Here is a 17,871-nt window from a genome sequence, read left to right on the forward strand (position 1 = left end):
CTGGAGATCAGACGTCACCCGGCTTGGGCGTGCTGGCCTTGCTGCCCCGCCCGGATGTGGAAGCGGCCCGCCCGGATGAGGGAGCGGCCGGGGCGGCGGGAGCCGCCGGAGCCGCCTCGCCGGGGGTGTCGAGGCGCGGCCCGATGCCGAGCTTCTCCTTGATCTTCTTCTCGATCTCGTTGGCGATGTCGGGGTTGTTCTTCAGGAAGTTTCGGGCGTTCTCCTTGCCCTGCCCGAGCTGGTCGCCCTCGTACGTGTACCAGGCGCCTGCCTTCCGCACGAACCCGTGCTCGACCCCCATGTCGATCAGGCCGCCCTCCCGAGAGATGCCCTGACCGTAAAGGATGTCGAAATCCGCTTGACGGAATGGCGGACTGACCTTATTCTTCACCACTTTTACCCGGGTCCGGTTGCCGACCGGCTCGGTGCCGTCCTTCAGCGTCTCGATCCGCCGCACGTCCAGCCGCACCGACGCATAGAACTTCAGCGCCTTACCACCTGTGGTGGTTTCGGGTGATCCGAACATGACTCCGATTTTTTCCCGCAATTGGTTGATAAAGATAGCGGTTGTCCGGGTTTGGTTGAGTGCGCCGGCGATTTTGCGGAGGGCCTGCGACATGAGGCGGGCCTGGAGGCCGACGTGGCTGTCGCCCATCTCGCCCTCGATCTCGGCCTTCGGCACAAGTGCCGCCACCGAGTCGATGACGATGATGTCGACGGCGCCGGAGCGGATCAGCATGTCCGCGATCTCCAGGGCCTGCTCGCCGGTGTCGGGCTGGGAGACGAGCAGCGCGTCGACGTCGACGCCCAACTTCTTCGCGTACTCCGGGTCGAGGGCGTGCTCGGCGTCGATGAACGCGGCGATCCCCCCACCCTTCTGGGCGTTGGCCACCGCGTGCAGCGCGACGGTCGTCTTACCGGACGACTCGGGTCCGTACACCTCCACGATCCGGCCTCGGGGGAAGCCGCCGATGCCCAGGGCGACGTCGAGGGAGATCGAGCCGGTCGGGATGACCTCGATCGGGGGGCGCGTGTCATCGCCGAGGCGCATGACGGAGCCCTTGCCGAACTGCCGCTCGATCTGCGCGAGGGCGGTCTCGAGGGCCTTCTCGCGATCGTTGATTGCCATTACTGCCCCCTGGAGGGTCGTCGTCTGCTCGGTCACCAGAAAACTACGGGGTGCCACCGACATTTTCCGGGGCTTCCCGGGAGCCCTCGGGACTCCCATCGGCTCCGCCGCACCCCGGCGGCGACGAGTCAAATATAGCCGAACGGCTGTTCGATCACATGCCATCTCACGTCATCGCTCCGATCCCTCCGATGATGGCGTCCGCCACCCGCCCTCTCGGGTCGAGCACACCCGGGCGGCGAAGGCCTCGACCGCGACTTGGCCGCGTCCATGTGGTCGAAGATGCGGCGATGTGGCAGGCGGCCAGGTGAGGGGCTCGATCAACGGCCAGGCTCGGCCTCGACAACCGGACCCAGATCGCGCTCCTCGCGCACGACGCGGGGCTGGCCTGACCCGAACCTCTCCGTTAGATGTCCGGGCCTTACCCCGGCATGGTTGTCAGCTGACTGACCTGCGGCAATGCTTGTAGGAAAGTCGGATCCCCGGAGAAGGCGGCGACGGTGACGAGCACCAGTGAGTACGGCTGGCGGCGCCGTTCCCTCCTGGAAACCCTCGCCGGGCAGCTTCCGGAGCGGGGGCTCGCCAGCCGGATGATCGGCGGGGAGGAGCCGGTGCTGTGGATCTGGCACCCGCGCACCAGGAAGCAGACGATCGTCTTCGCCTCCCCTGCCAAGGAGGGCTGGGTGTTCCTGTGGTCCCCCGACGGACAGGAGAACGCCGATGAGCCCGGCCTGGCGGCCGACAGGATCAGGAAGCTGCTGTCCCAACCCGTCTGAGCGTTGCCCGTCTCTCCATTCCCCAAGGCGCGAAGGCCGCCCCGATCTCAAGGTCGGGGCGGCCTTCGGCGACCGGGGCCTGTGCGCAGGCGCTGTCTATCGGATGACCTCGCCGAGCTTGACGCGGGCGCCGGTACGGAGCACGGCCCGCTCGTAGACGCGGGCGCCGGCGAGTAGCACGACCACGACCGCCGCGATCATCAGTGCCGCGGCGAGGACGATCTCCCCGAGCGGCACCTCCGCCGCCGCGGTGCGCACCGGCATGACCATCGAGGAGAACGGCGGGATCAGTGACAGGATCCTGGCCGGCGTTCCGGTCGGCTCGGCGGCCGCCAGGTACGACACCAGATAGGTCAGCGTCATCAGCATCGTCATCGGCGTCAGCACACCGTTGAGCTCCTCCTGTCTGGAGACCAGCGAGCCGAATGCGGCGGCGAGCGTCGAGAAGAAGGCGTAGCCCAGGATGAACCACACCACCGCGCTGATCACGATCCCGGCCATTCCCGGCGGGAGATCCGTGGCGAGCCCGCTGGCGAAGGCCGCACCGAGGCCGACCGCGATGACGACGCCGAGGTTGATCAGACCGAGCACGCCCAGGCCGACGATCTTGCCGCCCAGGAGCTGCCAGGGCCGCACGGAGGTGAGCAGGATCTCGACGATCCGGCTGCCCTTCTCCTCGACCACGCCCATCGCCACGAACATCGCGGAGTAGATGAGCAGGAAGAACAGCATCATCATCAACAGCATGGCGAGACCGGCTCGCACTCCCTCGTAGGCGGCGTCGGCCCCGACGGACACGACACGCAGCGGAGTGATCGTGAGACCGGCCTGCTTGATCTGGGCGTCGCGGTGGGCGCTCTGCAGGATGAGGCCGAGCCGGTCGTTGATCTCGCCGTCGGCCAGCACGGTCTGATCGTCGATCAGGGCGGCTTCGACGTCTCCGTCGATCACTGCCTTTCGCGCGGCCGCCTCATCGGCGTACGTCACGAACTTCACCTGCTCGACGGCGGCCGGAGCCGTACCGACGACGCCCACGTCGTAGGTGTCGTTCCCGCCGAACAGCTTCGGGATGAACGCGAACGCGCCCACCAGCACAGCGGTGATCGCCAGGCTGACGATGAAACCCTTCGTCCTGATGCGCGTGCGGATCTCCCGCTGCGCCACCAGCCACAGCCCGTTCATGCGACCGCCTCTCGGAAGATCTCCACGAGTGTCGGCTCCTGGCGGCCGAAGTGCTCGACGTGTCCCGCCTGTACGGCACGGCGGAGGATGGTCTGGTCGTCGCCGTCGGCGCTGAGCAGCACCTGCCGGTCGCCGTCCACGGTGATCTCGCCGGGAAGCCCCTCGGCCCAGCCCGGTGCGGCGCCCCGGACGACGACCTTGAGCAGCCCGCGTCCCTCTCCGGCGCGCAGCTCGGCCACCGAGCCGCAGGCGACCATGCGGCCGGCCGAGATGATGCCGACCGAGTCGCAGAGCCGTTCGACCAGTTCGAGCTGGTGGCTGGAGAAGATGACCGGGACGCCGGATGCCGCCCGGTCCTTCAGCGCTTCGGCGAGGGCGTCCACGGCGAGCGGGTCGAGGCCGGAGAACGGCTCATCGAGGATCAGCACCCCCGGATCATGCACGAGCGCCACCGCGAGCTGGACGCGCTGCTGGTTGCCCAGCGACAGCGCCTCGACCGCGTCGCCGCGCCGCTCGACGAGGCCGAGCCGTTCGAGCAGTTCGGCGGTGGTCCGGCGAGCCGCGGCCGGGGTGAGCCCGTGGAGCCTGCCGAAGTATTCGACCTGCTCGGCGACCTTCATCTTCTGGTAGAGCCCGCGCTCCTCCGGCATGTAGCCGTACGCACGGCGGTCCTCGTACGTGACGGGGCGGCCCTCGTGACGAACCTCGCCCGAGTCGGCCTCGAGGACGCCCATGATGATCCGCATGGTCGTGGTCTTGCCGGCGCCGTTGGCTCCGACGAAGCCGAACATCTCGCCGGGCCGTACGGCGAAGCTCACCCCGTCGAGGGCGACCTTGTCTCCGTAGCGTTTGCGTAGGTTATCGATTTCAAGCAAGGGGGGTTCCTTCGGTGATCCTGTGGAGTACGTCCATGTAGTTCTTGAACGCGGCCCGTCCGCGGTCGGTCAGCGAGAGCCAGGTGCGCGCCCGCTTCCCGACGAAGGTCTTGTCCACGCGGACGTATCCGGCCTCTTCCAGGGTGAGGATGTGCTTGGAGAGCAGGGAGTCGCTGACCTCGATCGTGTCGCGCAGGAACCGGAAGTCGGCCTTCTCGGCGGCCGCCAGCGCCGCCATGATGGACAGCCGGACCGGCGCGTGGATGATCTCGTCCAGCTCGTGGCGCGGGTGGGTGCTCATCGCCTGCCCAGCAGCCGCCATACGGCCGGCACCATGCCGTCGACGAGGAGCATGATCGGCCAGTAGACCATGGTGGCCACACCGACGATCAGGAACATCCAGCCGGGTCCACGCGAGGAGTCGCGCACCCGGCCGTCGACCCGGCTCACCTCTCGCAGCGCCTGGCCGGGAGAGAGTTCTTCTTCAGCGTTCATGTCCTTCCTCCTCCCTCATCCCCTTAAAAAGCTAACAAGTACTCAACCAGCGTTCAAGTACAAGAGCAGCGGTAAAGAGAGTGTGGACAAAAGGAAAGGTCAGCGGAGCTTTGGCTCCACGTCCTCGACCTGGCAGACGGCGTGCCAGACCCGCTTGGCGGAGATCCCCCCGGCGAGGGCCTGCTCGACCGTCCGCCCGCCGAGCTCGGCGAGGACGTAGTCCTTCGCCCAGGACTCCGCGTACGCCTCTCCGAAGTGGCGGTGCATCCGGCTCCAGAAGTCAGTGAGGCGCATCCCTCAAGTATGGTCCGCCCCGGCGGCCGCCCGTCCCGCCTCCGACGGCGATCCTCTCCGTCTCGCGGGGCGTTTTCTGTCAGTGGGCGGAGGCATTATGGGCGGGTGAGCGCGCTCGACGGTTTCAGCACGGTGACCAGGCAGTGGTTCACCGGCGCGTTCGCCGCGCCGACGACGGCCCAGGAGGGCGCCTGGTCGTCGATCTCGCGCGGCGACAACACGCTGGTGGTCGCCCCCACCGGTTCGGGAAAGACCCTGGCCGCCTTCCTCTGGGCGATCGACCGGCTGGCCGTCGAGCAGTCGACAGACCCCCTCGAAACCGGCACCGCCGGGGGCTCCAAGGTCGAGCGGCTGTGCCGCGTGGTGTACGTCTCGCCGCTGAAGGCGCTCGCCGTCGACGTCGAGCGGAACCTGCGCGCCCCACTCACCGGGATCAGGCAGACCGCGGCGCGGCTCGGCCGCCCGGTGCCCGAGATATCGGTGGCCATCCGGTCGGGCGACACGAGCGCGGAAGACCGCCGCCGTTTCGCCGCCAACCCGGCCGAGATCCTGATCACCACACCCGAGTCGCTGTTCCTGATCCTCACCTCGCAGGCACGGGAGGCGCTGCGCGGGGTGGAGACGGTGATCGTGGACGAGGTCCACGCGGTCGCCGCGACCAAACGCGGCGCCCATCTCGCGCTGACGCTGGAGCGGCTCGACGCCCTGCTGCCCAGGCCTGCTCAGCGCATCGGCCTGTCCGCGACCGTGCGGCCGGTCGCCGAGGTCGCGGCGTTCCTGGGCGGCTCCCGCCCGGCCGCCGTGGTGCAGCCGCCCGCCGAGAAGGTCATCGAGATCGACGTCATGGTCCCGGTCGAGGACATGACGGAGCTCGCCCCGCCCCCTCCCGGGATGGCTGCCCCGGACGGGATCACGGGCATGGTCGGGGAGCCCGCCGAACACCGCCGCAGCATCTGGCCGCACGTGGAGGAGCGCCTCCTCGACCTCATCGAGGCCCATCGGTCCACAATCGTCTTCGCCAACTCCCGGCGGCTGTCCGAGCGCCTGTGCACGCGGCTCAACGAGCTGGCCTGGGAACGGCGCGGCGGCACGGTCGACGGTCCGGGGGACGGTCCCGGGGATGGTCCGGGGTACGGCTCGGCGAGCCCACCGGTCTCATCGATCCCGCAGGCGGCGCCGGCCGCGATGATGGCACAGGCGGGGGCGTCGAACGGGGTGGTGCCCGAGGTCGTGCGCGCCCACCACGGATCGGTCTCCAAGGAGGAGCGGTCCCAGATCGAGGAGGCGCTGAAGTCGGGCCGCCTGCCCGCCGTGGTCGCCACCTCCAGTCTGGAGCTGGGCATCGACATGGGCACGGTCGATCTGGTGGCCTGCGTCGAGTCGCCGCCGAGCGTCGCGAGCGGCCTGCAACGCATCGGCCGGGCCGGGCACCAGGTCGGCGCGGTGTCCCGCGGGGTGATCTTCCCCAAATATCGCGGCGATCTCATCCAGACGGCCGTGGTCGCCGAACGCATGAAGACCGGCCAGATCGAGGAGATCCGCTACCCGCGCAATCCCCTCGACGTGCTGGCCCAGCAGATCGTCGCGATGACCGCGCTCGACGAGTGGACGACCGACGCGCTGGAGGCCCTGGTCCGGCGGGCCGCGCCGTACGCGACGCTGCCGCGCTCGGCGCTGGAGGCGACGCTCGACATGCTGGCGGGGCGTTATCCGAGTGAGGAGTTCGCCGAGCTGCGGCCGCGCATCGTGTGGGATCGGGTGACCGGCACACTGCGCGGCCGGCCGGGAGCGCAGCGGCTGGCGGTGACCAACGGCGGCACGATCCCCGATCGCGGCCTGTTCGGCGTGTTCCTCGCCGGGGACGGCGGCTCCGGCGCCTCGGCCAGGCACTCGACCCGGGTCGGCGAGCTGGACGAGGAGATGGTCTACGAGTCGCGGGTGGGCGACGTGTTCGTGCTCGGCGCGACCTCGTGGCGGATCGAGGACATCACCACGGACCGCGTGCTGGTCTCGCCCGCCCCCGGCCGCCCGGGGAAGCTGCCGTTCTGGCATGGCGACGCTCCCGGACGGCCCGCCGAGCTGGGCCGGGCGATCGGCACGTTTCTTCGCGAGCTGTCCACGTCCGAGTCGGCGCACGACCGGGTCAGGGCCGCTGGGCTGGATGAGTTCGCCACCGGCAACCTGCTCGCCTATCTGGCCGAGCAGCGGGCGGCGACCGGCTATGTGCCGGACGACCGGACGCTCGTGGTGGAGCGTTTCCATGACGAGCTGGGCGACTGGCGGGTGGTGATCCACTCGCCGTACGGCGCGCGGGTGCACGCCCCGTGGGCGCTCGCCATCGGGCGGCGGCTGCGCGAGCGGTACGGCGTCGATGTCCAGGCCGTCCACTCCGACGACGGGATCGTCCTGCAGATCCCGGACACGCTGGACGAGGCGCCGACCGATGTCGCGGCCTTCGACGCGGAGGAGATCGAGCAGATCGTCACGGAGGAACTGGGCGGCTCGGCGCTGTTCGCGGCGCGGTTTCGCGAGTGCGCCGGACGGTCGCTGCTGCTGCCGCGCCGCAGCCCGGGCAGGCGGACTCCGCTGTGGCGGCAGCGCCAGCGGGCGGCGCACCTGCTCGGCGTCGCGAGCAGGTACGCGAGCTTCCCCGTCGTGCTGGAAACGATGCGCGAGTGCCTGCAGGACGTCTTCGACGTGCCGGGCCTGGTCGGGCTCATGCGGGACGTGGCGGCCCGGAAAGTGCGGGTCGTCGAGGTGGAGACCGCCCAGCCGTCGCCGTTCGCCGCGTCATTGCTGTTCAACTACATCGGCGCTTTCATGTACGAGGGCGACGCCCCGCTGGCCGAGCGCCGCGCCCAGGCGCTGGCCCTCGACACGGCGCTGCTGGCCGAGCTGCTCGGTCAGGCCGATCTGCGCGAGCTGCTCGACCCCGATGTCGTCACGGAGGTCGAACGGGAGCTGGCCCGGCTGGACCGGCCGCTCCGGGATGTCGAGGACCTCGCCGACCTGCTGCGTTCCCACGGCCCGCTGTCGGCTGAGGACGTCTCGATCCGTGAGGGAGACCCCGCCTGGCTGGCCGGGTTGGAAGGGGCACGTCGCGCCATCCGCGTGCGCCTGGCGGGCCACGAGCAGTGGGCCGCGGTCGAGGACGCGTGGCGGCTGCGGGACGCGCTCGGCGTGCCGCTCCCGGTGGGCGTGCCGCACGAGTTCCTGGAGCCCCCGAATATGAGCGGCGTCGGCACGGGTGGCCCAGGCACGGGTGGCACAGGCACGGGTGGCCCAGGCACGGGTGGCACAGCCTCCGCCGGTTCCGCTGCCCGGGGGTTCGTGCCTCACGGCCCTGACCCGCTGGGTGATCTGGTCGCCCGGCATGCCCGTACGCGAGGGCCGTTCTCGTCCGGGACGGCGGCCGCCCGTTTCGGCGTGGGCGTCGCCGTGGTCGAGGACACCCTGCGCCGCCTGTCCGCGGCCGGCCGGGTGGTCGGTGGTGAGTTCCGGCCGGGTTGCCGGGGTGAGGAGTGGTGCGACGCGGGTGTGCTGCGGCTGCTGCGCCGCAGATCGCTGGCCCGGCTGCGCAAAGAGGTCGAGCCGGTCGCGCCCGAGGTGCTGGCCGCTTTCCTCCCCACGTGGCACGCCATCGCGCCGATCTCCAGCGCCTCGACCTCCACGGCACCGCAGAGTGCGGCCCACCAGCCGGCGCGCGCCATGGACGACCTGGTCAACGCGATCGAGCGGCTGCAGGGCGCGGCGGTTCCCGCTTCGGCGCTCGAGACCCTGATCCTGCCGGGCCGGGTGGCAGGCTACTCCCCCGCCCTGCTCGACGAGCTGACCTCCTCGGGTGAGGTGATCTGGGCGGGCCAGGGGTCGCTGCCCGGCGGGGACGGCTGGGTGTCGCTGTACTTCGCCGACACCGCTCCGCTGCTGCTCCCCCCGCCGCAGGACATCACGCTGACCCCGCTGCACGAGCGGATCCTCGAGATCCTGGGCGGCGGCGGAGCGCTGCTGTTCCGCGAACTTTCCGGCCGCGTCGCGGGCGCGGCGCCGTGCGGTGAGACCGGCCCGTATGGAAGCAGCGTGCCGGACGACGCGGCGCTGGCGGCGGCGCTGTGGGATCTGGTGTGGTCGGGCCGAGTGACCGGAGACACGCTGGCCCCGCTCCGCTCGGCCCTGGGCACGGGGCGGCCGGCCCACCGGCCCGCGGCCGCCCGGCGCCGGCGGGCTGTGCTGCCCACCAGGAGCGGCCCGCCGACGGTGAGCGGCCGGTGGTGGCCGGTGCCCGATCCGGCTGCCGACGGCACCCGGCGGGCGCAGGCCATGGCCGAGGTGCTGCTCGACCGGCACGGCGTGCTGACCAGGGGCGGCGTCGCCGCCGAGCGGCTTCCCGGCGGTTTCTCCTCGGTCTATCAGGTGCTCCGGGCGTACGAGGAGAGCGGCCGGTGCCGCCGGGGCTACTTCGTCGAGGGCCTCGGGGGCGCGCAGTTCGCTCTCCCGGGGGCGGTCGATCGTATGCGAGCCGCGGCATCGGGTCCGTCCACCGTCCCCTCGCCGATCTCCATGACGGTGCCGGGCGCCGAGCCGTACCCGTCTCCTCCCTGGACAGGCCCGGCGCCGCGCCGCGCGGTGGTCCTGGCCGCCGCGGATCCGGCCAACCCGTACGGCGCGGCCCTGCCGTGGCCGGACCGCGGAGGCGACGTGGCCCATCGGCCGGGACGCAAGGCGGGCGCACTGGTGGTGCTCGTGGAGGGGAGGCTGGTCCTCTACGTCGAGCGGGGCGGCAAGACGCTGCTTTCCTTCAGCAACGCGGAGCGGCCGGACGGCGAACCGGACGACCTCCGGCCGGCGGTGAGCGCGCTGGCGACGGCCGTACGGCAGGGCGCGCTGGGGAAGCTGACCGTGGAACGGGCCGATGGGACCGCCATCGCGGAGTCACCGCTGGCGGCGGCCCTGGAGGCGGCGGGATTCCACCCGACACCACGCGGCTTGCGCATCCGTGCCTGACGGCCGGAGCAGGGCGCGGTCCGCCTCCCGAAGCCGGCCGGGTTCAGTCTTTCGGGCGGACGAACAGTTCGAGATGAGAGCACCGGGTGCATCGGTAAGCGTCGATGATCCAGCGCACTTTGCCCAGGCGCCTGGCGCCGCCGAACACGCCGCGCTCGAGGGGACCTTCGATCCAGCGGCCATAGCCCTGAGAATGCTCGCCGCCGTCTTCGATGAATCCCGGCTCCAGGTTTGGACCGCCGCACTGGGTGCACTTCACACCAACCAGTATGTCGGCAAATATCTCCACAATCAGGATGTTCCGTCAGACGGTGTCGGAGAAGACCTCCTCGCGGGCCCGGCCGAGCGCGGCGACGATCGCCCCGCTCAGCACCGGGTTGCCCTCGACCTCGGTCACCGCGACGGTCGGACGGCTGGGGCAGATGCGGCCCACCGCCTCCTCGACCGCGGCCGCCAGTGCCTTCCCCCCGGCGCGGCCGATGTCTCCGCTCAGGACCACCAGTCCGGGGTCGAGCACGACGGACACCGCGGCTACGCCGATCGCCAGCCGTCCCGCCAGTTCGTCCAGGAAGCTCTGGTTGCCGGTGGCGAGAGCCGTACGGACCAGGTCCGCGACGCCGGCGTCCGCGCGCAGGTCGGTGTGCAGGCCGTGGGCACGGCCGAGCCCGACCAGCGCGTCCCTCCCGACGAGACGCTGGAAGGACCCGCTCTGCGGCGCGGTGACGTCGATCGGCAGCGGCTCGCCGGGGACGGGCAGCCAGCCGATCTCGCCCGCGCCGCCGGTGATGCCTCTGTGCAGCCTGCCGCCGAGCATCACCCCGAGACCCTGGCCGACGCCGGCCCACAGGATCGCGAAGTCCTCCAAGCCCCTGGCCGCCCCGTGCGTCTGCTCGGCGAGCGCGACGAGGTTGACGTCGTTCTCTATGATCACACAGTCACCCAGGATGTCGCGCAGGCCGGCGAGGACGCCGAGGTGCCAGGCGGGCAGGTCGAAGGAGTAGCGCACCTCTCCGCTGACGGGGTCGACCACGCCGCGCGTGCCGATCACCAGGCAGCGCAGCCGGGGCAGCTCGACCTGTGCGGCCGCGCAGGCCCGCGAGACGGCTCCGTGGACCATTCGCACCGGGTCCCCGGCGTCGGTCGGGTCGACGGTGATCTCCGCGATGACCGTGCCGGTGATGTCGGCGACGCCGACGGTGACGCTGTCGGGCAGCACGTCGATGCCCGCGACGTACGCGCTCGCCGGGTTCACCCCGTAGAGGGCCGCGTTGGGCCCGCGGCCACCCGGCCGCTCCCCCGCCGAGGTGACCAGCCCTCTGCTCTCCAATCGTGACAAAAGCTGACCTGACGTCACCTTGGAGAGCCCGGTAAGCTCTCCCAACTCGGCCCTGGTCAGCGGGCCCTTGGAAAGGAGCAGTTCCAGTGCCGCGCGGTCGTTGATCTGCCTGAGCAGCCTTGGTGTTCCAGGTCGTTGAGACACCGGCTGATTCCCCTCTCGTCACGATCCGCTAACGCCAGTTTCTTATAAGAAAGTTTCTTGTTAGTTTAGCGCCAGCCACCCCGGAGGCAACCGATCAAGCCTCGGGACGCCATGAGCGCCGACCGAAAGGAGAGCGCCTCGACCAGGTAGACGGCGTGCCGTCCACCTGAGAGGCACTCGCCGGACGCGAAGCCGGGAAGGGAGATAACCCAACGTGAAGATCGCAAAAATCGCGGCCGTGACCACCACGACCGCTGCTCTGGCTCTTGCCCTCGCCGCCTGCAGCAGCAGCGACGGCTCATCTGACTCCTCCTCCTCTTCGTCCGCCGCCCCGTCGGCGGCGGAGAACGGTAAGAAGTTCGAGGGCCAGACGCTCAAGGTCTGGCGTCTCGGCGGCACCAACCCCGACGCAGAAAAGTACATGGAGGAGCTGAACGCCGAGTTCACGAAGCAGACGGGCGCCGCGGTCGACCTCCAGTGGATCGCCTGGCCGGACGTGCAGAAGAAGTTCTCGACCGCGGTCGCCGGCGGCGAGGGGCCCGACGTCACCGAGATCGGTAACGACCAGATCTCCTCGTGGGTGGAGCAGGGCGCGCTGGCCGACATCACCGACGCGGTGAAGGGCAACGCCGACTTCCAGCAGATCCCGCAGAACCTGTGGGGCTACGAGACGATCGACGGCAAGATTTACGGGGTCCCGTGGGGCGCCGGCACCCGCGCCGTCCTCTACCGCAAGGACTGGTTCGAGAAGCTCGGCATCGAGATCCCCAAGACCTGGGACGAGATCGTCTCAGCCGCCAAGACGATCGTGGAGAAGCAGGGCAAGGACGTCGACGGCTTCGCCTACAACGGCGGTTCCGACTCCAACATGTCCCTGGCGCCGTTCGTCTGGTCGCTGGGCGGCGACTTCGCCACCTTCGAGGGCGGCAAGTGGGTCGGCAAGCTGACCGAGCCGGCCTTCAAGGAAGGCTTCCAGTTCTACACCGACCTGGTCGCCAAGGAGGGCGTCTCCGGCAAGGGCCGCCTGGCGCAGAACTCCCAGGACATCGCCACCCGGTTCGCCGCCAGCAAGGTCGGCATGTACGTCACCGCCCCGTGGGACGTCGCGACCATCAAGGACCAGAGCAAGGGCAAGGTCGACGAGTCCAAGATGGGCTTCTTCCCGCTTCCGACCAAGGACGGCAGCGGCATCGCCCCGGCCTTCCAGGGCGGTAACGACATCGCCGTCTGGGGCACCACCAAGAACACCGAGCTCGCCACCATGTACGTGACCCTCGCGGCGGGCAAGGAGTGGGGCGTCCGATACGCCAAGGAGGGCGGCCTGCTCCCGCCGTACCCCGACGCGCTGGACCAGATCGCCCAGGAGGACCCGATCCAGAAGCCGTTCGCTGAGACCTTCAAGGTGGCCAGGGGCTTCCCGAACACCCCGAACTGGGACGAGGCCAACCAGGTCAAGGCAGTCCTGCAGAACGCGGAGCGCGACGTCATCGAGGGCAAGAAGAGCGTCGACGATGCCCTGACGGCGGCGAACTCCGAGCTTGAGTCCATCCTCAACCAGTAAAGATCATGGCGCATACGTCAACAACCGTCCGGGGCGGAGGCCACCCCTCCGCCCCGTCGCGGCGCAGACGGGCACCGCGCGGGTCGGGTCTGCCTGACTGGGTGGTGCCCTACGGCCTTCTGCTTCCCGGCTTCCTGGTCATCGCGGCGCTGCTGCTCTATCCGCTGTACCAGCTGGCCGACATGTCCTTCTACGACGTGAAGCTGAAGAACATCCGACCAGTCAACCCGGTCCCGCCGGAGTTCGTGGGCCTCGACAACTACACGAAGATCTTCGACTCCGATCTATTCTGGCCCGCACTACGCAACACCGTCGTCTTCGCCCTGGTGACCGTCATTCTGACGATCGCACTCGGCACACTCGTCGGCCTCCTGCTCCACCGGCTCGGCCCGAAGATGTCGACCTTCGTCGTCATCGGCGCCATGGCCGCCTGGGCCACCCCGCCCACCTCCCAGGCCATCATCTGGAAGTGGCTGTTCGACTCCGACGCCGGTGTCGTCAACTGGGCGTTGAACCTACTACCCGACTGGCTGTCCAACCTGCTTTTCGGTATGTCGGACTGGAGCGGCCATCCCTGGCTCAACGATGCGTCCACCATCTACCTCGCCCTGATCGTCTCGGTGGTCTGGGGATCGTTCCCGTTCATCGCGGTGTCGGTCCTCGCCGGCCTCAAGAGCATCCCCGGTGAGCTGTACGAGGCGGCCAAGATGGACGGATCCGGGCCGGTCACGACCTTCATGAGGATCACCGTCCCGATGCTCAAGCCGGTCTTCTCGGTCCTGATCGTGCTGTCGATCATCTGGGACTTCAAGGTCTTCACCCAGCTCTATCTGATGGCCGGCGGAACGGTGAACCGCGAGGCGTTCAACCTCTCGCTGTGGAGCTACGCCGAGGCGTTCGGTGGGGGCGCGAACGTGAAGATGGGCCTGGGCGCCGCCATCGCGGTCGTACTGACCATCATCTTGCTGATCATCACGTTCGTACACGTTCGGCAGATCGTGAAGACGGAGGACGTCCGATGAGCCCGCTCGCCCGTAAGAGGCTTGGGAAGGCCGCGCTCAACGGCGCCGGGATCATCGTGTTCCTCTTCGCGATCTTCCCCGTGTACTGGATGATCGGCATCGCTTTCAAGCCGAACGACCAGATCTTCACCACCGATTTCATCCCATTCCCGAGCCCGCCCACCCTCGACCATGTCGAGCGGGTGTTCACCAAGGGGATCGCCGGGCACTCGATCTGGCAGTTCCTGCTCAACAGTACGATCGTGGCGGTCAGCGCCGTGCTGATCGGGGCGGTGTTCGCGCTGCTCGCGGCGACGGCGGTGGCCAGGTTCCGGTTCCGGTTCCGCACCTCGTTCCTGATCCTGCTGCTGATCGTCCAGATGGTGCCGGCAGAGGCGCTGCTGATCCCGCTGTTCCTGATGGCCAGGCGGCTCGGCCTGGCCGACCAGCTCCTCGGCCTGATCGTGATCAACGTCGGCCTGACGCTGCCGTTCTCCGTCTGGATGCTGCGGACGTTCGTCGCGGCGGTCCCGAAGGAACTGGAGGAGGCGTCCTGGATCGACGGCGCCAGCCGGTTCACCACGTTCTGGCGGGTGCTGTTCCCGCTGGTCGCCCCCGGCCTGGTGGCCACCAGCATCTTCGCCTTCATCACCACCTGGAACGAGTTCGCCTACGCGCTCACCCTCATCAACGACCAGGGCAAATACACCATGCCCGCCGCCCTCGGGTTCTTCATCGGGCAGCGGTCGACCGACTGGGGCGCCATCATGGCCGCCTCGACGCTGATGATGATCCCGGTGCTCATCTTCTTCCTCCTGGTCCAGCGGCGCATGGTCTCCGGCCTCGTCGCGGGCGCTGTCAAGGGATAACCCCACAAGCGCACGGTTACGGCTGCCGCCTCACGAGGGAGGTAGCCGTACCCGACCGTGCCCGCGAGCCGTACCCATCAATTTTTCAGTAAGGAATCGAGACGCATGTCTGACGTGTGCGCGAGCACTGGCGATCGGGGGCTGCGTCGTCTCGCGGCCGGCACGCTGCTTGTCTCCTTCCAGGGACTGCAGGCCCCGGACTGGGTCCTGCGCGGCCTGGAAGGCGGCCTGGGCGGCGTGACCCTCTTCGGCTTCAACGTACGCGACCCCGAGCAGGTCGCGGGCCTCACCGCCCAAATGAGCGGCTCAGGAAACCCCGTGATCTCGCTGGACGAGGAGGGTGGCGACGTCACCCGGCTCGCCTACCACATCGGCAGTCCCTACCCCGGGAACGCCGCGCTCGGAGCCGTCGACGACGTGGAGTTGACCGAGCGGGTCTATCACTCCATCGGCTCCGATCTCGCCCGCTGCGGGGTCAACCTCGACATGGGTCCCGTCGCCGACATCAACACTGCCGACGACAACCCGGTGATCGGCACCAGGTCCTTCGGCTCCTCGTCGGATCTGGTCGCGCGGCACACGGTCGCGGCCGTCCGCGGCCTCCAGTCCCTGGGGGTCGCCGCGTGCGTCAAGCACTTCCCCGGCCACGGCGCGACCACCCAGGACTCGCACCTGGAGATCCCGCTCGTGGCGGCGTCTCGCGAACTCCTGTGGGATCGCGAGCTGATCCCCTTCCGGGCCGCCGTCGAGGCGGGCACCAAGTCGATCATGACTGCGCACGTGTCGGTCCCCGATCTCACCGGCAACCTGCCCGCCACGCTCAGCGGGGAGGCGCTGACCACCCTGCTGCGGCGTGAGATGGGCTACGACGGCGTCGTGATCTCCGACGCCCTCGACATGCACGCCATCACCGAAGGCGTCGGCCTGGTCGGCGGCGCGGTGCTCTCGCTGGCGGCCGGCTCGGACCTGCTGTGCCTGGGACCGCTGCCCACAGCGGAGGAGATCGAGCGCGTGCTGACCGGGATCGCCGAGGCGGTCGCCGAGGGCCGGCTCGCGGCCGCTCGCCTGGAGGAGGCGGCCGAGCGGGTCGACAGGCTGCGTGAATGGTTCGCCGCGCCCCGCCGGAAGCCCGCGGAGAGCAACGGCATCGGTCTGGAGGCCGCCCGCCGTGCGGTCGCACTGTCCGGCGCGGTGACGCCGCTGACCGATCCGTTCGTGGTCGAAGTCGACACTCCACCGACGATCGCCGTCGGCGACGTCCCGTGGGGAATCGCACCGTGGCTGCCCAACGCCGAGGTCGTCCGGGTCAAGCCCGAGGACGCCGACGCCGCGGCGCTGCTCGGCCGCTCACACGATCGCTCCTTGGTCATCGTGGTGAAGGACGCCCACCGATACCCGGGTACCAGGACCCTGGTCTCCGCGCTGCTCGCCGGTCGTCCGGATGCCACCGTAATGGAGATGGGCCTGCCCATCTGGCGGCCCGGTGCCGCCACCTACATCGCGACATACGGCGCCGCCCGGGCCAACGCCCAGGCCGCCGTGGAACTCCTGACGAACTGACTCTCCTCCCCCTCAGGGGGTGATCTTGCGAATTCTCGCAAGCGGGTGCCGTGAGCAGGCACTTTCCCATTCATGATCTTGCAGTTTCTTGCAGGCCCGCGCCCTGAGCAGCGCATGCATCGTTGGTGATCTCGCATCTGTACGTCAACTGCGAGATCGCCAACGGTGGCGTTGCAGCTCAGGGTGCGGGCCTGCAAACAATTGCAAGATCATTAAATGGTTCTGCGCAGGTCAGCAGAGTGTCCTGCAAGCATTCGCAAGATCATGGGGAATCACCCGCGGGGGAATCACGGGGAGGCGTCAGGTGGTGGAGGTGAAGATCTCTTCGCGGGCCCGCTCCAGCGCGGCGAGGACCGCGCCGCGCAGCACGGGTTTGCCCGCCACCTCACTGGTGACGACCTCGGGCCGGATGGGGCAGATCCGGGCCACGGCCTCCTCCACACGAGAGGTCAGGTCCGCTCCCCCGGCCCGGCCCACCTCGCCGGCCAGCAGGACCAGGCCGGGATCGAGCACCACGCACACCGACGCCACCCCGAGCGCGAGACGCGAGGCGATCTCGTCCAGCAGCCGCTCGCCTCGAGGCCCGGCCGCCACGGCCTCGGTCACGCACTCGGCCGCCGTCTTCCCCGTGAAGCCGTACGTCTCCGCGAGCTCGGTGACGGCCTCGGAGCTGACGAGTGATTGCAGGCCGCCGGCGAGCGACGGCAGCCGGCCCGGGGTGGCCTTGACGTCCTCGGCCAGGGGAACACCGGGCACCGGCAGATAACCGATCTCACCCGCGCTGCCCGATCTGCCGCGGTGCAGTCGCCCGTCGAGCACGACGGCGAGGCCGATGCCGCGGCCCACCCAGACGAGCACGAAATCGTCCACCTGCTGAGCGGCTCCCTGCGCGCGCTCGGCGATGGCCACGAGGTTCACGTCGTTCTCGATGGTCACGACGCGGCGCAGGTCCCTGGCGAGGGCCTCGTGAATGCCCTCGTGCCAGTGCGGCAGGTCGAAGGAGAACCGAACGTCGCCGGTGCGCGGGTCGACGACACCGGGCGTGCCGATCACGACGCCGCGCAGCTTCGACAGTGCCACCCGACCGGACCGGCACGCCTTCACCACCGCGTTGTGGACGATCGACACGGGATCGTCATGGCCGTGCGGCGAGGCCGTCACCTCCGCCACGACGTCCCCCTTGATGTCGGCCACCGCCGCGGTGACCGAGTCAGGGCCCACATCGAGGCCTGCCACGTACGCGCACGAGGGAACCACTCCGTAGAGCGCGGCGTTCGGCCCGCGGTTGCCCGCATGCTCGCCCACGACCTCAACGAGCCCACGCTCTTCCAGGCGCGCCAGCGTCTGGGAGGCCGTGACCTTCGACAGGCCGGTGAGCTCACCGATCTGGCCACGGGTGAGCGGCCCCGATGCCAGCAGCAGTTCCAGGGCGGCCCGGTCGTTGATCTCCCGGAGCAATCTGGGCACGCCAGGACGTCGCTCCATGCTCCTGCTTTCTATGCTCGGTCCCGCCACGCCGTCACACTCTGCCCGTTTAATCGCCAACAAAGGTTCACTTAATCGCCAACAAAGCTTCCTGAAAGCTTACCGAGCCCTCGCGCGAATGGAACGCCCTCCAGGCCCTTCTGTGGAAACGCTCCCACAACTC

The 17,871-nt window shown here is 69.4% G+C and carries 15 protein-coding genes; 6 read left to right on the plus strand and 9 right to left on the minus strand.

Annotation, left to right across the window (positions count from 1 at the left end):
- Positions 1-7: 7 nt before the first annotated feature.
- On the minus strand, positions 8-1,129 hold the full coding sequence (recA, locus tag Mth01_RS04655) for a recombinase RecA (RefSeq protein ID WP_204011768.1): 1,122 nt from the start codon (positions 1,127-1,129) through the stop codon (positions 8-10).
- A 500-nt stretch (positions 1,130-1,629) separates the two neighbouring features.
- Here recA and Mth01_RS04660 point away from each other — a divergent pair, with 500 nt between their 5' ends.
- Positions 1,630-1,905: a hypothetical protein gene (locus tag Mth01_RS04660; protein WP_204011771.1), complete on the plus strand. Its 276-nt coding sequence runs from the start codon at positions 1,630-1,632 to the stop codon at positions 1,903-1,905.
- 96 nt (positions 1,906-2,001) lie between these two features.
- Here Mth01_RS04660 and Mth01_RS04665 read toward each other — a convergent pair whose 3' ends face one another.
- From Mth01_RS04665 to Mth01_RS04685, 5 genes are all read right to left on the minus strand, one after another.
- Positions 2,002-3,087 carry an ABC transporter permease gene (locus tag Mth01_RS04665; protein WP_204011775.1) on the minus strand — a complete coding sequence of 362 codons (1,086 nt, stop codon included), beginning with the start codon at positions 3,085-3,087 and terminating at the stop codon, positions 2,002-2,004.
- Complete coding sequence (locus Mth01_RS04670; RefSeq protein WP_204011787.1) at positions 3,084-3,962, minus strand: ABC transporter ATP-binding protein; 879 nt, start codon at positions 3,960-3,962, stop codon at positions 3,084-3,086. Before Mth01_RS04670 ends, Mth01_RS04665 begins: the two co-directional genes overlap by 4 nt.
- Positions 3,955-4,284 (minus strand): winged helix-turn-helix domain-containing protein, encoded by a 330-nt coding sequence (locus Mth01_RS04675; protein ID WP_239089356.1) that lies wholly within the window; start codon positions 4,282-4,284, stop codon positions 3,955-3,957. Before Mth01_RS04675 ends, Mth01_RS04670 begins: the two co-directional genes overlap by 8 nt.
- Positions 4,260-4,457: a hypothetical protein gene (locus Mth01_RS04680; RefSeq protein ID WP_204011789.1), complete on the minus strand. Its 198-nt coding sequence runs from the start codon at positions 4,455-4,457 to the stop codon at positions 4,260-4,262. Before Mth01_RS04680 ends, Mth01_RS04675 begins: the two co-directional genes overlap by 25 nt.
- Before the next feature lie 99 nt (positions 4,458-4,556).
- Positions 4,557-4,751 carry a DUF3046 domain-containing protein gene (locus Mth01_RS04685; protein ID WP_204011790.1) on the minus strand — a complete coding sequence of 65 codons (195 nt, stop codon included), beginning with the start codon at positions 4,749-4,751 and terminating at the stop codon, positions 4,557-4,559.
- Between the two features lie 105 nt (positions 4,752-4,856).
- On the opposite strand from Mth01_RS04685, the gene Mth01_RS04690 reads away from it, so the two are divergent.
- On the plus strand, positions 4,857-9,752 hold the full coding sequence (locus Mth01_RS04690; RefSeq protein ID WP_239089357.1) for an Lhr family helicase: 4,896 nt from the start codon (positions 4,857-4,859) through the stop codon (positions 9,750-9,752).
- A 43-nt stretch (positions 9,753-9,795) separates the two neighbouring features.
- Here Mth01_RS04690 and Mth01_RS04695 read toward each other — a convergent pair whose 3' ends face one another.
- On the minus strand, positions 9,796-10,041 hold the full coding sequence (locus Mth01_RS04695; protein WP_204011795.1) for a hypothetical protein: 246 nt from the start codon (positions 10,039-10,041) through the stop codon (positions 9,796-9,798).
- A gap of 15 nt (positions 10,042-10,056) precedes the next feature.
- Positions 10,057-11,232, minus strand: a complete 1,176-nt coding sequence (locus tag Mth01_RS04700) for an ROK family transcriptional regulator (protein ID WP_204011797.1) — start codon at positions 11,230-11,232, stop codon at positions 10,057-10,059.
- 214 nt (positions 11,233-11,446) lie between these two features.
- Here Mth01_RS04700 and Mth01_RS04705 point away from each other — a divergent pair, with 214 nt between their 5' ends.
- The 4 genes from Mth01_RS04705 (at position 11,447) to Mth01_RS04720 (ending at position 16,223) form a co-directional block, all read left to right on the plus strand.
- The gene (locus Mth01_RS04705; RefSeq protein ID WP_204011799.1) at positions 11,447-12,793 is read left to right on the plus strand and encodes a sugar ABC transporter substrate-binding protein; all 1,347 of its coding nucleotides are present in this window, start codon (positions 11,447-11,449) and stop codon (positions 12,791-12,793) included.
- Positions 12,794-12,897: 104 nt separating this feature from the next.
- On the plus strand, positions 12,898-13,815 hold the full coding sequence (locus tag Mth01_RS04710) for a carbohydrate ABC transporter permease (RefSeq protein WP_239089358.1): 918 nt from the start codon (positions 12,898-12,900) through the stop codon (positions 13,813-13,815).
- The gene (locus Mth01_RS04715; protein WP_204011804.1) at positions 13,812-14,663 is read left to right on the plus strand and encodes a carbohydrate ABC transporter permease; all 852 of its coding nucleotides are present in this window, start codon (positions 13,812-13,814) and stop codon (positions 14,661-14,663) included. Before Mth01_RS04710 ends, Mth01_RS04715 begins: the two co-directional genes overlap by 4 nt.
- Positions 14,664-14,768: 105 nt before the next feature.
- Positions 14,769-16,223: a glycoside hydrolase family 3 protein gene (locus Mth01_RS04720; protein ID WP_204011807.1), complete on the plus strand. Its 1,455-nt coding sequence runs from the start codon at positions 14,769-14,771 to the stop codon at positions 16,221-16,223.
- 300 nt (positions 16,224-16,523) lie between these two features.
- On the opposite strand, the gene Mth01_RS04725 is transcribed toward Mth01_RS04720, so the two are convergent.
- Positions 16,524-17,708, minus strand: coding sequence for an ROK family transcriptional regulator (locus Mth01_RS04725; protein ID WP_204011810.1), 1,185 nt, complete (start codon positions 17,706-17,708; stop codon positions 16,524-16,526).
- Between the last annotated feature and the right edge of the window lie 163 nt (positions 17,709-17,871).

Source organism: Sphaerimonospora thailandensis, assembly GCF_016863115.1.
GTDB lineage: Bacteria > Actinomycetota > Actinomycetes > Streptosporangiales > Streptosporangiaceae > Sphaerimonospora > Sphaerimonospora cavernae.